Source organism: Geminocystis herdmanii PCC 6308 (assembly GCF_000332235.1).
GTDB lineage: Bacteria > Cyanobacteriota > Cyanobacteriia > Cyanobacteriales > Cyanobacteriaceae > Geminocystis > Geminocystis herdmanii.
On record NZ_CM001775.1, the window covers coordinates 1714292 to 1727105 of the forward strand.

14 protein-coding genes are annotated in these 12814 nt (G+C 35.1%); 8 read left to right on the plus strand and 6 right to left on the minus strand.

Annotation, left to right across the window (positions count from 1 at the left end; translation table 11 throughout):
• Window positions 1-9 precede the first annotated feature (9 nt).
• Window positions 10-336 carry a hypothetical protein gene (locus SYN6308_RS08600; protein WP_017294032.1) on the minus strand — a complete coding sequence of 109 codons (327 nt, stop codon included), beginning with the start codon at window positions 334-336 and terminating at the stop codon, window positions 10-12.
• A 113-nt stretch (window positions 337-449) separates the two neighbouring features.
• Entirely contained in the window at window positions 450-1952 is a 1503-nt protein-coding gene (locus SYN6308_RS08605; RefSeq protein WP_017294033.1) for a hydroxysqualene dehydroxylase, read from the minus strand.
• Between the two features lie 428 nt (window positions 1953-2380).
• Here SYN6308_RS08605 and petC point away from each other — a divergent pair, with 428 nt between their 5' ends.
• The 4 genes from petC to SYN6308_RS08625 all read left to right on the plus strand — a co-directional run bounded on the left by petC (window position 2381) and on the right by SYN6308_RS08625 (window position 4743).
• Window positions 2381-2920, plus strand: a complete 540-nt coding sequence (gene petC, locus SYN6308_RS08610; RefSeq protein ID WP_017294034.1) for a cytochrome b6-f complex iron-sulfur subunit — start codon at window positions 2381-2383, stop codon at window positions 2918-2920.
• Window positions 2921-3003: 83 nt separating this feature from the next.
• Window positions 3004-3984 carry a cytochrome f gene (petA, locus tag SYN6308_RS08615; RefSeq protein ID WP_017294035.1) on the plus strand — a complete coding sequence of 327 codons (981 nt, stop codon included), beginning with the start codon at window positions 3004-3006 and terminating at the stop codon, window positions 3982-3984.
• Window positions 3985-4121: 137 nt separating this feature from the next.
• On the plus strand, window positions 4122-4367 hold the full coding sequence (locus SYN6308_RS08620; protein ID WP_017294036.1) for an AbrB/MazE/SpoVT family DNA-binding domain-containing protein: 246 nt from the start codon (window positions 4122-4124) through the stop codon (window positions 4365-4367).
• Window positions 4354-4743: a PIN domain-containing protein gene (locus tag SYN6308_RS08625; RefSeq protein WP_017294037.1), complete on the plus strand. Its 390-nt coding sequence runs from the start codon at window positions 4354-4356 to the stop codon at window positions 4741-4743. The genes SYN6308_RS08620 and SYN6308_RS08625 overlap by 14 nt, the downstream gene beginning before the upstream one ends.
• Window positions 4744-4824: 81 nt before the next feature.
• On the opposite strand, the gene SYN6308_RS08630 is transcribed toward SYN6308_RS08625, so the two are convergent.
• The gene (locus SYN6308_RS08630; RefSeq protein ID WP_017294038.1) at window positions 4825-5667 is read right to left on the minus strand and encodes a pentapeptide repeat-containing protein; all 843 of its coding nucleotides are present in this window, start codon (window positions 5665-5667) and stop codon (window positions 4825-4827) included.
• Between the two features lie 264 nt (window positions 5668-5931).
• Between SYN6308_RS08630 and btpA the strand changes: the two genes are divergently transcribed.
• From btpA to tsaB, 4 genes are all read left to right on the plus strand, one after another.
• Window positions 5932-6759, plus strand: a complete 828-nt coding sequence (gene btpA, locus SYN6308_RS08635; RefSeq protein ID WP_017294039.1) for a photosystem I biogenesis protein BtpA — start codon at window positions 5932-5934, stop codon at window positions 6757-6759.
• Window positions 6760-6862: 103 nt separating this feature from the next.
• On the plus strand, window positions 6863-8209 hold the full coding sequence (gene glmU / locus SYN6308_RS08640) for a bifunctional UDP-N-acetylglucosamine diphosphorylase/glucosamine-1-phosphate N-acetyltransferase GlmU (RefSeq protein WP_017294040.1): 1347 nt from the start codon (window positions 6863-6865) through the stop codon (window positions 8207-8209).
• 255 nt (window positions 8210-8464) lie between these two features.
• Window positions 8465-9286, plus strand: a complete 822-nt coding sequence (locus tag SYN6308_RS22145) for a hypothetical protein (RefSeq protein ID WP_017294041.1) — start codon at window positions 8465-8467, stop codon at window positions 9284-9286.
• 21 nt (window positions 9287-9307) lie between these two features.
• A complete protein-coding gene (gene tsaB, locus SYN6308_RS08650) occupies window positions 9308-9937 on the plus strand; it encodes a tRNA (adenosine(37)-N6)-threonylcarbamoyltransferase complex dimerization subunit type 1 TsaB (RefSeq protein ID WP_017294042.1) in 630 nt (209 codons plus the stop codon).
• A 60-nt stretch (window positions 9938-9997) separates the two neighbouring features.
• Here the strand turns inward: tsaB and SYN6308_RS08655 are convergent, their stop codons facing one another.
• The 3 genes from SYN6308_RS08655 to der all read right to left on the minus strand — a co-directional run bounded on the left by SYN6308_RS08655 (window position 9998) and on the right by der (window position 12758).
• A complete protein-coding gene (locus SYN6308_RS08655) occupies window positions 9998-10291 on the minus strand; it encodes a hypothetical protein (protein WP_017294043.1) in 294 nt (97 codons plus the stop codon).
• Window positions 10292-10378: 87 nt separating this feature from the next.
• On the minus strand, window positions 10379-11173 hold the full coding sequence (locus SYN6308_RS08660) for an ABC transporter permease (protein ID WP_017294044.1): 795 nt from the start codon (window positions 11171-11173) through the stop codon (window positions 10379-10381).
• Between the two features lie 223 nt (window positions 11174-11396).
• Window positions 11397-12758: a ribosome biogenesis GTPase Der gene (gene der, locus SYN6308_RS08665; RefSeq protein WP_026101992.1), complete on the minus strand. Its 1362-nt coding sequence runs from the start codon at window positions 12756-12758 to the stop codon at window positions 11397-11399.
• Window positions 12759-12814 lie beyond the last annotated feature (56 nt).

Genomic DNA, 12814 nt, shown 5'->3' on the forward strand with positions numbered 1-12814 from the left:
AATTTTCCCTTATTTATTAAGGGTATTATTTTGATTAAAAAGACTCCTAATTTTTTCTATCCATTCCCAAATATCCTCATAGGAAACTTTGAGTAAAGAAAGTATCCCCACTAAGATTAAAATTGAGCCAAACAAGAAGTTATTATCATATAAATATAAGCCCACAATAACGATAAAATAGGGGGATAAAATACCGCTAATTTTCTCCACTAATTTGACCATTGATTGTTGCTCGATCGGCAATTCAGGAGTTAAATATTCAGGGTTATTATTCATCACTAAATCTTCAATTTGGGGTGTATTTGCTTGTTTTTCGGGATTATTTTTACTAAACATAATATGAATTAAGAATGTAGAATTGAGAATTGAGAATTGAGAATTAAGAATTAAAAACAAATAATTTTATTAATTAACTTCTTACTTTTTACTTTTTACTCATTACTCATTAATTAGGGTAGCCAAAAATCAGGTAAAAAACCTTTACTTAAAGTACGAATATTTTTGTTAATTATACGACCTATTTCGATATGAGGTTCATCTTTTTCCACTGGAATAATATTAGCTTGTTTTCCCATATTAAAATATTTTATCGTTTCATTGGCAGATTCTAAACCAGTGACTAGGGCTTTTTCCTGTGACCATGAACCGTGATCTGTTATGATCCAGTCACCAGCCATGAATAAATTAGGGATACTGGTATTCACTTTCAACAGGTGTTGATAACTTCCGGGCGCAAAGTGGGTAACTCCTTGAGGTACTCTTACTATAGAATAGTCGATAATCTCCGCACTGGCAAAGTCACCAATACAAGTGGTTAAGTCTTGATGTACTTTTTGAAGGATTCTCTCGTCACTCATGGATAGCAGTTGATTGGCATGGTAAAAATCAACCTCGATAACGCTTCCTTCTTCGTCTTTATATTTGTCATGTAAGGTATTGAGATCAAAAAATGTCCATCCAGTGGTAGCATCAAAACCAAAACAGGCATTGGAAGACAAGGGGATATTAATCCGTCTATCAAACCATAGTCTAACGGCTAACACATCGATCGATCTCAAATTCTGTAAATTACGAAATTCCTGATATTTGCTCAAATTGGGGCTATTACTGACAATTTTCTTAATCCCTGAGATGCTAACCCCTGAAATCACCGCTTCCGCTTCAAAAACCTCCTCACCACACACAACGGCGGTGGCTTTTCCTTCGGTATCGATAACAATATCCGTGACTCGTTTATTTGTTAAAACCTTTCCTCCCAACTCCTCTATTTTCTCAATCCAAGGTTGAAAAATCATTTCTCCCACTGTGCCACGACACCACATAACATCAAAATTCGGTTGATGGGCAAGGATAAAATAATATAGCATTCCCAAAGCCGCCGCCGCACTGCATTGTTCACCGGGGGCGAACAAACCTACTAACAACATCGGTTCAAAGGAGTCTTTATAGAGTCTTTCCGATACTCCGTATTGTTTAAATAACTCCCTAGCGGTTACTTTGTCGTATCTTTCCCATGCTTCCTCAGAATTGTCAAAATCGATTAAAGCATACATTAAGGGTAACGCAGAAGCTCGATCGAGCCAAGGAAGACGGTAAAAATCAGGATAGAGAAAAGTGCCTAAAGGTGTCGGTAAAAGAGGCTTTTCTTGAAAAATAGGGGAAGAAGTTTCTAAACCGTAGGGAGAATATTGATTGGAGCGAGTGTAGGGGGTAAAAGGATGTAATTTTAACTCCCTCACTAAACGAAAAATATTTTCATAGGGATACCAAAAACCATGTATTCCTGCTTCCACACTTCTGCCTTGAGGGGTTTTCCAACCAGCCACCAATCCTCCCCCATAGCCAGACGCTTCCAGTAAAGTCACATCATAACCCTGTTTGACGAGGTGATAAGTCGCCCCTAAACCTGCCCAACCTGCACCAATGACAACGATTTTCTTTTTATCGGACATTATAATTGCTAAAAATATTAAGAATTATTACATTTTATCAGTAAATTAGAGTCTGCTTAAAAAGTATTTATAGCTCTTCGACTTTGAATAGGATAAATTATGTATAAAAAAAGGTTGCAGAAAGGGTGATAGGTGTTAGGTTAAATTAAAACTATAAATTTAATTTATAACAATTGCATTTTTAAAATTCTCAAAACTATATATATTAAAGTTTTAAGAGATTATTTTCTAGTAATTTATTATAACTACTGTAGAAGAGCCATAAAATTCAGAGGAAAATTAACAAAAAATAATTGATTGATTCTGCAAACGGTTCATTTTTTGTAATAATTAGAGAATGACTTTAACAAACCTTAATTTAGCATAAAGGTTTTTCGTTGATTCTCACACTATAACCAAAGTAATCAATCACATAATCTAATTTAGTTATGACTCAATTTGCAGGAAATGCTGATGTACCCGATATGGGGCGCCGTCAGTTTATGAATTTACTGACTTTTGGCACTATTACAGGCGTAGCCGCAGGAGCTTTATATCCTGTGGTAAGCTATTTCATTCCTAAATCTTCTGGTGGTGGTGCTGGTGGTGTTACTGCTAAAGACAAACTAGGTAGTGATATTGTTGCTAGTGCTTTTTTAGCTAATCATCAACCCGGCGATCGCACTTTAGCCCAAGGTTTAAAAGGTGATCCTACCTATCTAGTTGTCACAGAAGATAAAGCGATCGAGTCCTATGGTATTAACGCCGTATGTACTCACTTAGGTTGTGTTGTGCCTTGGAATGCTTCGGAAGATAAATTTATTTGTCCTTGTCACGGTTCACAATATAACAACGAAGGTAAAGTAGTACGAGGACCCGCTCCTCTTTCTCTTGCCTTAGTTCATGCTGATGTAACCGATGATAAAGTAGTTTTAACCGATTGGGAAGAAACCGACTTCCGAGACGGTTCAAATCCTTGGTGGGCATAACAATTGACCTTTAACAATTAACTACATAACAGTTTTTTTTGTAACTGATTTAGATAAAATTCAATAACTGTAAAAAAATATCAATGAGAGATCATTCTTTTTTGGCTAGTATGGTAAAAAACATAAACAAAATTGTCTTAGTTTCGATCGTAAGTGTTTGTTTATTCCTAGCTAGTGACTTATTATTACCTCAAAGTGCCAACGCTTATCCTTTTTGGGCGCAAGAAACCGCTCCCGTAACCCCCAGAGAAGCAACTGGTCGTATTGTATGCGCTAACTGTCACCTTGCCGCTAAACCTGCGGAAGTAGAAATTCCTGCGGCAGTATTACCTAACACCGTTTTTGAAGCCGTGGTGAAAATTCCTTATGATCATTCTCAACAACAAGTATTAGGAGATGGTAGCAAAGGCGGTTTAAACGTAGGTGCAGTATTAATGTTACCTGAAGGTTTCCAACTTGCCCCCGACGATCGTATTTCTGAAGAAATGAAAGAAAAAGTCAACGGTGCTTACTTCCAAACCTATAACAAAGAACACGATAATTGGGTACTTGTAGGTCCTTTACCCGGTGATACTTACGAAGAAATCGTATTTCCTGTATTATCCCCTGATCCTGCTACCAATCCTAATATTCACTTTGGTAAATATTCCGTTCACTTAGGGGCAAACCGAGGCAGAGGACAACTTTATCCTACAGGTCAACCTAGTAATAATAATGTATTCAAAGCTCCCGTAGCAGGTACAATCACCGCCATTAATGAAGTAGAAGGCGGTAGCTATACCGTTACCATTACTAGCGAAGACGGCAACTCCTCTAGTGTAGAGATTCCTGCGGGTCCTAGCATAATTGTCACTGAAGGTCAACAAGTAGCCACTGCTGAAGCCTTAACCAATGATCCCAACGTAGGCGGTTTTGGACAAAAAGACACCGAAGTTGTTTTACAAAGTCCTGCTCGTATTCTTTGGTTATTAGTGTTTATCGCTGGAATCATGTTATCTCAGATTCTCTTAGTACTCAAGAAAAAACAAATCGAGAAAGTACAAGAAGCTGGAATGTATTTCTAATTTAAGGTCAAAAATTCGTAGGGGTTGAATATTATTCAACCCTTTTTTTGCTCAATTTTTCTCAAATCTAAGATTCGATCGATCTCTATTAATTTGCTTTATGATTGAGTAAGATATGTAAGTAAGGATTTAAAGCAATGGCGAACACAACATTAACAAGTAAAGGACAAATCACTATTCCTAAAGAAATTAGAGATTATCTAAAGTTAGATACTGGTAGTAAAGTTGATTTTATTGTGGATGAAAATGGAGCAGTCAAACTGATTCCTCTTAATATTCCAGTGCAAAAATTATCAGGTATTTTACATAAAAAGGGCATGATTTCTGTTACTTTAGGCGACATGGAAGAAGCTATCGTTGAGGGTGCTTGTGATTGGACTTGATACAAATATTTTAGTTCGTTATCTCACACAAGATGATGACAAACAATGGAAACAAGCTGTTGAGATCATAGAGAGTGGAGAAATATGTTTTATTTATAATGTAGTTTTGTGTGAAGTAATTTGGGTTTTGCGGAGTAAATCCTATCAATTTACGAGGGAAAATATTAGTAATGTTTTAGAAATAATGTTGCAATGTCCGACTTTTGCATGGGAAAATCGTTCTGTAATTTATCAATCTTTACAGCGTTTTAAACAGGGAAAAGCTGATTTTTATGATTATTTAATTGGAGCAATTGCTCAACAATTTGATTGCACAATCACAGCCACATTTGATCAGAAATTAAAATCGGAAAAAGGTTTTAATTGTTTTGAATGATAGTTAACAATATTTTTTTCCCAAAGTGTAATTCATTACAGGGCTAATATCGATCTTTCTAGGAACTAAAATCATCATCAATTACTTATTTTTGACTTCTTTTTCTATAGGAATAATAGGACAATTATCAAAAGAAGAAATTAAACGTATTTTTGCTTTAGCTCGATCGAACTTATCATCAAATAAAGTAAATTGATCCGCACAAGCATTAGTAAAATTAGTCATTGTTAAATCAGTATTCGTCAAATTAACACCCCTCAAATCAGCATTAGTTAAAGAAGCATTATTTAATTTAGCATGAGCAAAATTAGCTTTATGTAAATTAGCTTGATTAAAATTAGCTTTAGTTAAATCAGTATCGGAAAAATTAGCCCCAGATAAATCTAAATTATTTAATTTTGCTTCCGTTAAATTAGCATTTTTTAACAGGGGAGGAGAACTAACTTTATCATTAAAGGTTAATAAATTTGTGTCCTGTAAAAACATAATAATATAACGCTTTCTTTCCCCATCAATTTCATCTAAAACTGTCTGAGTTATTGCCCTTAATAAATAGGGATTTTGTTGTAATTTCCACAGAGGATTATCCAAAGTTAATTGGGTTGTTTGAGTTAAATAATCCGTTAAAATTGTCTGACGATAACGCTCTAATTCTAAGGTATAATTAGCATTACTATCCTGTATTTGTAGCGGTCGATACAGAAACTGCTCACTGAATATGTTAGAGATAGTTAAAAATCCGATCACAAGGGTTGTCGTCGCACTAATTAAAGCACCCACGATCGGACCGATAGCGACTTCAGGAATATGCACAGAAGAAGTAATTGCCTCGGCGATCGTATTAATGAAAGAAGATAAAGTATTTTGAAAACGTTTAACCAGTTTCAATAAGAAAGACGGTTCGGGTTGCTTTTCCTCTGACATTATTAGTGAGCTTACATGAGTTGTGAAAATCAATATATCATAAAGTTTCCTCGCTACGCTACGCACCTGTTAATAACAGTATCCACAATTATCAATTTTCCATTCTCAATTCTCAATTCTCAATTCTCAATTCCCCATTATCCATTAAAATAAGAGTTTGCTGATTAGATAATTTTTGATAAAATTTGCGCCATAAACTTAACTAATCTAATATTTTGACTGTAAATTCTCTCAAAACAGAGAATATATATATACTAACTTTTTATGATAACTGAAAAAATTTTTGGGAAAAAAAATCCCGTGATTGGTGTTGTTCATTTATTACCCTTACCAACTTCAGCTCGATGGGGTGGAAACCTAAAAGCAGTGATGGAAAGAGCCGAACAGGAAGCCACTGCTTTGGCGGCGGGAGGGGTTGATGGGATTATTATTGAAAATTTTTTTGATGCTCCTTTTACTAAGGATAACGTTGATCCTGCCACTATTAGCGCCATGACTTTAATTGTCGATCGAATCATGAATTTAGTTATGTTACCCATAGGGCTCAATGTTCTCAGAAACGATGCCAAAGCAGGATTAGCCATTGCCAGTTGTGTCGGGGCAAGTTTTATTAGGGTAAACGTCTATACAGGAGTAATGGCAACAGATCAAGGATTTATTGAAGGAAAAGCCCACGAAATCCAGAAATATCGCCGAGAATTAGGGGAAGATATAGCCATTTTTGCCGATGTTTTAGTGAAACACGCTAGTCCGTTAGGGAAAATAGATTTAACTACTGCCGTGAAAGATACTATAGAAAGAGGTTTAGCCGATGCGGTAATTTTATCAGGTTGGGCTACTGGTTTACCCCCTTATAAAGAAGACTTAGAATTAGCCCAAACTGTCACTAACGGTACACCTGTTTTAATTGGAAGTGGTGCAACCCCTGAGAATATAGCCGATTTGATGACTTTTGCTGACGGGGTGATTGTATCTAGTTCCCTCAAACGTCATGGTAAAATAGATGAGACGATCGATCCCACCAGAGTATCCCAATTTATGGAAGCAATGCAAACTCCTTTAATTATCAACAATAACCCTAAAAATATCTAAATTTATTCAAAAAAATAGTTCCTAGTGAGGGTTTTAACCCTTATTTCATAAATTGAGCCTAACTCCTGATATACTCAAACATGAACGAAAATCAAATCATCCCATGTTAGCAGTTGCAATTCTTGCCGCCGGAAAAGGTACTCGAATGAAATCAAAACTTCCGAAAGTTTTACACCCCCTAGGAAGTAAAAGTCTTGTAGAAAGGGCGATCGAATCTTGTAAGATAGTTAAGCCCCATCGAACTCTTGTCATTATTGGTTATGAAGGGGATAAAATCGAAAATGCCCTTAATCATCTGGAAAATGTAGAATTTGTGCAACAAACCGAACAATTAGGCACAGGTCACGCTATTATGCAATTATTACCCCATTTAAAAGATTTTACAGGAGATTTGCTCGTTTTAAATGGAGATGTTCCCCTTTTGCGTCCCGAAACCGTTGAAGAATTAGTTAACACTCATCAAAAAAACAAAAACGCTACCACATTATTAACCGCTAATTTAAAAAATCCTCAGGGTTACGGGAGAGTTTTTTGCGATGGTAATAACTTGGTGACTCAAATTGTCGAAGATAGAGACTGCAATAGCGCCCAAAAACAAAATCATCGCATCAATGCAGGAGTTTACTGTTTTAATTGGCAGTGTTTAAAGGAAGCCTTACCTCAATTAACCACGAATAATGATCAACAAGAATATTACTTAACGGAAGTGGTGGATTTTCTTAATCCAGTCATGGCTTTAGATGTTCATGATCATTCAGAGATTAGCGGAATCAACGATCGATGTCAATTAGCCGTCGCCTATGATGTTTTACAAGCAAGGGTAAAAGAAGGGTGGATGAAAGCAGGAGTCACCATGATTGATCCTGATAGTATTACGATCGATGAAACAGTGCAACTAGGAATAGATGTTACGATCGAGCCTCAAACCCATATCAGAGGCAATACAATTATTGGTGCAAACTGTAAAATTGGACCCGGATGTCTCATCGAAAATAGTATCATTGAAGATAATACCACCGTTTTATATTCTGTCATCAGTGATAGCAAAATTTCCGCTAATACTAGAATAGGTCCCTATGCGCATTTACGGGGCGGAGTAGAATTAGGAGAAAATTGTCGAGTCGGTAACTTTGTTGAAATTAAGAAAAGCTCGATCGGCAATAAAACCAATATCGCCCATTTATCCTACATTGGCGATGCAACTTTAGGCAATCAAGTCAATATCGGTGCAGGTACAATTACCGCTAACTATGATGGAGTCAAAAAACATCCTACCATCATCGGCGATCGAACAAAAACAGGCTCAAATAGTGTATTTGTTGCCCCCGTCACCATCGGAGAAGATGTCACTGTGGGGGCTGGTTCTGTAATTACCCATGATGTCCCTAATGATTCACTAGCCATCGCACGAGGGAAACAAAAAAATATTGAAGGTTGGAAAAAGCCTTAATTATTGGGAAATTAGGGGATTATCAAATTACTTTCTCCCTATTTCCCCTGCCAAATAGTATCAAAAATTTTCTATATCGATAAAGACTATGAGGCAAACCCTATTTATTCTTAATTACCTCAAATAACCATATTTCCTTACATCACATTATCGATAATTTATAAAGCTCATAACTTTTATCGGAATAAAAAATTCTTTTTGACATTTTGTTAAAATTATTATAGATGTCTTTATCCCCATAAAAAATTTTCAATTATGGCTGAATCAAATAATCCGACAAATCCTAACGATGCCATCGAACTTTATATTCAAAGAGTAACAGAATTAAGCCAATTAGGACAAAAAATTCCTACAAATCAAGACTTATTAAAAATTGCTTCAGAATTAGGTATTTCCGATGAAGAAATCCAATCAGCACAAAGACAATCTCAAGCCCATTTTATTCGCGCTCAAGGGTACTCAAATCTACGTCATTGGGATGATGCGATCGTAGAATTACAAGAGGCATTAGCTTTTAATCCTTTTAATTTACCGATGTTGCATTTACTGATAACGTGTTATTTAGGAAGATGGAAAGATAAACATAATTCTCAAGATGAAGAACAAATTAGAATCAGAGTAAAACAGTGTTTAGAAATTCAACCAGATGATCAAGAATCCTTAAATTTATTAGCTCAATTAGATAAACTAATTATTACTTATAAATATCAATTATGGGGATTAGGAGCATTAGGTTTATTAACCGTTGGTTCATTAACAGGATTTCTAATTTTAAATAATCTTTCTTTGAATTTATTCTCTAAAAATGATCAAAAAATAGATAGTATTAAAAATGAATTAGTTAATGAAATAGGAAATTTAAAAGATGAACAAATATTGTTATATAATCAGTTATTACAGGAGATAAAAGCTCAAGAAACTTTAGATACCAATAGACAATTAGAAGTAGAAATATTAAAAAAAGATTTGAAACAATTAAATGAACAATATCAAGAATTACTAAAAAAAGTTGACAATCCAAATAGCAACACTCCCTCAAATCCTTTGACGGATGATGACACAACCTCAAACGAATAAAAACCAAGTTACCATATCAGAATGAATCAAGGATTAGCTTTACATACCACCACAGGAGAATTAGGAATTGCTATTATTAATCCAGAAGGATTATATCGTTTTCAATCATGGGATTTAGGGCGAGATTTAGCTAATAATTTACAAGAAAAATTAGGGGAATTTTTACCTCCAATGCAATGGCAAGATTTAGATTTTATTGCCGTAGCAAAAGGACCGGGTAGTTTCACCAGTACTCGAATAGGTATTGTCACAGGCAAAACTATTGCTCAACAATTAGATATACCTATTTTTGGCATTTCTACCTTAGAATCTTTAGCTTGGTATCACGGAAAAAAAATCTTAAATAGTGGATTTTTCGCTGTAGAAATGAAGGCAAATACTGAAGAAATTTTCGGGGGAATTTATCAATTTATTAATGAAAAAATGTGTCTATTAAATATTTCGATCGATCAAACTTATAAAACAGAAGAATGGCAAATAATTATTAAAGATTATCAAGATAAATATGGTAATAATTTTCATCATATTATTACCCCTGATAAATTAGCTTTTACGACAAAAAGTTTATTAGAAATTGCTACTATTAAAATGACTAATAATCATGATTATAGTTTAAATAATTGGCAAAATTTAACTCCTTTTTATAACTAATGATGACAGATTATCTCATGATTTTAGTGATTAAGGAGAGAGGAATTAGGAGAACAGATTTTAATTTTTTGGCTTAACAATAAATTGAAAAACAATATAAAAAATACCAGCTAAAATTGTTAAACTAAACGCTAATTGTACGATCGATAAAACCGTTCTTAAAAGAGAAAAAGCAATCATTAAACCCAACACTCCCACAATAACTTTTCCTGCTGTGGGTAAGGTAAAAAACCAATTTTTAACAGAAGCAACTATACTGCCAAAAGTTTTAGTTTTAATGGGGGTAGAATTTAAAATTTCTGCCTCTAATTCCTCTAATTTTTTACGATTATTGTTATATTCTGAATTTGACATGAGTTTCAATAATTGCTAAAGTTGTTTATGAATATAAGGGCTAAAGCCCTCACTACGAACCTATATAAATATTTTATTATATTTTTATTATTTACGGCTAAATCTTAAAGTTTCGATCGACTGAGAAGTTAAAAATAAGCCTAAAATAATATAGGTAAAAAAGACGATTAAAGTGCTAGTTTCAAAAATACCCTTGACAAAATTTTCATAGTTTTTTAACAGAGAAAAGTTAGCAATTATTTCCCCTAATTGTCCTCCAACTAAATTACCCATACCATCTAAAATAGAGATAAAAATTACTAGGGTAAAAGTCATAATAGCTGAAAAAATTGTGCTATCGGTCAAAGAAGAAATAAACATTCCTAAAGATAAAATAGAAGCCGCCATTAAAATTAAGCCTAGATGTGCTAATAGTACAACTTGAGGATTAACAGGAGGAGTTGCTCCTTGAAATGCGATCGCCTCATAGAGTAAAATAGGCATAATCATCGTAATAAAAAAGGCTAAAACTCCCAGTAATTTACCCACAGCTACCACCCAATTAAATATAGGAGAAGTCGCTAAAAGTTCGATCGTGCCTCGTTTTCTTTCTTCTGCATATAACCCCATAGATAACACGGGTAAAATGAAAATAGTTAATGAGCCAATCACCCCAAAAAATATTTGCATGAACTCATAAACCACATCAATAGGTACTTGAGAACCCATTTGTTCTTGAGCATTTACTGATTGAATAATACCCTGTTCACTCAAGAGAATAAACACAAAAAATAGCCCCGAAATAAACCAGAAAATTCCTGCAATACTAAAAGCTAAAGGAGAAGCAAAATAACCTTGTAATTCTTTTTGTAAAATAGCTATGATATTATTGATTATTTTCATGATTTATAATTATTTATCATTCGAGAAAAATCTGTTAAGGTGATTTCTGACAATAATTATACCCGATCGATCCCCCCTAACTCCCCTTAAAAAAAGGGGGAATCATTGAGAATATTGGTATATTCTTTCTTGGAAACCTCCTAAGTACTTTAGATTTGTGAGATATTGAGGAGGTTTTAATTCATCATTTTCAATTATCCATTCTCAATTATCCATTTTCTATTTATACTTTTGTAGCACGAGTTCCTCCCATGTTTTCTCCTTCACGCACACGTTTACCACGCCAAAGGAGTTTTAAGGGTGTGCCTTTAAAGCCTAGCTGTTGACGGAATTGTTTTTCCATATAACGACGATAATTATTATCTAACCGTTTGGGATCGTTGACAAATAAAGCAATAGTAGGAGGTTTGGAGGTAACTTGTGTACCGTAATAGATGCGCCCTTGTTTTCCTTGACGTGTGGTAGGAGGAGAATGCCATTTTACGGCTTCTTCTATCACTTCATTAATTACCGCAGTACTTACTCGTTTTTTATGTCCTTCGGCGGCGTTATCCACTAAGTCTAAGATATTTTCTACTCTTTTACCTGTCATAGCTGAGACGAAAACCCTTTCTGCCCATTCCATGAAAAATAGTCGATCGTCCAGCATTTTCTGGTATTCGTAGATAGTATGGGAATCTTTTTCTACGGCATCCCATTTATTGGCAATGATAACGGCGGCGCGTCCTTCTTCGATGATTCTACCTGCTAATTTCAAATCTTGTTCGGTTACGCCGTCAATAATATCGATGACAAATAAGACGACATCAGCCCGTTTAATAGCTTTAAAGGCTCGATTGATGCCGAAAAATTCTGCTCCATAATCGACATTTTTTTTGCGTCTAATACCTGCGGTGTCGATAAGACGATAGGCTTTACCATTTCTTTCGATTACCATATCAATAGCATCTCTGGTTGTACCAGAAACAGGACTGACGATCGATCTATTTTCCCCTGTTAAAGCGTTTAAAAGGCTTGATTTACCTACATTTGGTCGTCCAATGATAGCGACTTTGATTTCTTCGGTGTCTTCTATCTCATCCATCGTGGGGAGATATTGAATTAAATCGTTTAATAGTTCTGCTGTACCATTACCATGAATGGCGGAAAGGGGATAAGGCTCACCTAAGCCTAAATTCCAAAACTCGGCGGCTTGGCTTAATCCTTGTTTTTCTGATTCGCATTTATTGACGGCTAATACTGTAGGCACATTTTGAGTGCGCAACCATGCGGCAATTTCTTCATCTCCTGCGGTTAATCCCATTTGTCCATCTACGACAAGTATGGCGGCTATGGCTTCAGCGAGGGCGGCTTGAGCTTGTTCTCGAATAAAGGGTAAAAATTCGGTATCATCATCAAAGACTAAACCACCAGTATCGACTATCTGAAATTCTCTATCTTGCCAAAATGCTGGACGATAAGTTCGATCGCGCGTTATACCCGGTTCATCATATACGATCGCATCTTGTTCACCAGATAAACGATTAACCAGAGCGGATTTACCAACATTCGGACGGCCTATTATGGCAACGATAGGGAGCATGATTTTTAAAAATTAAACATAACCTTACCATTATAGCAAATTTTTCATCATTACCTCAA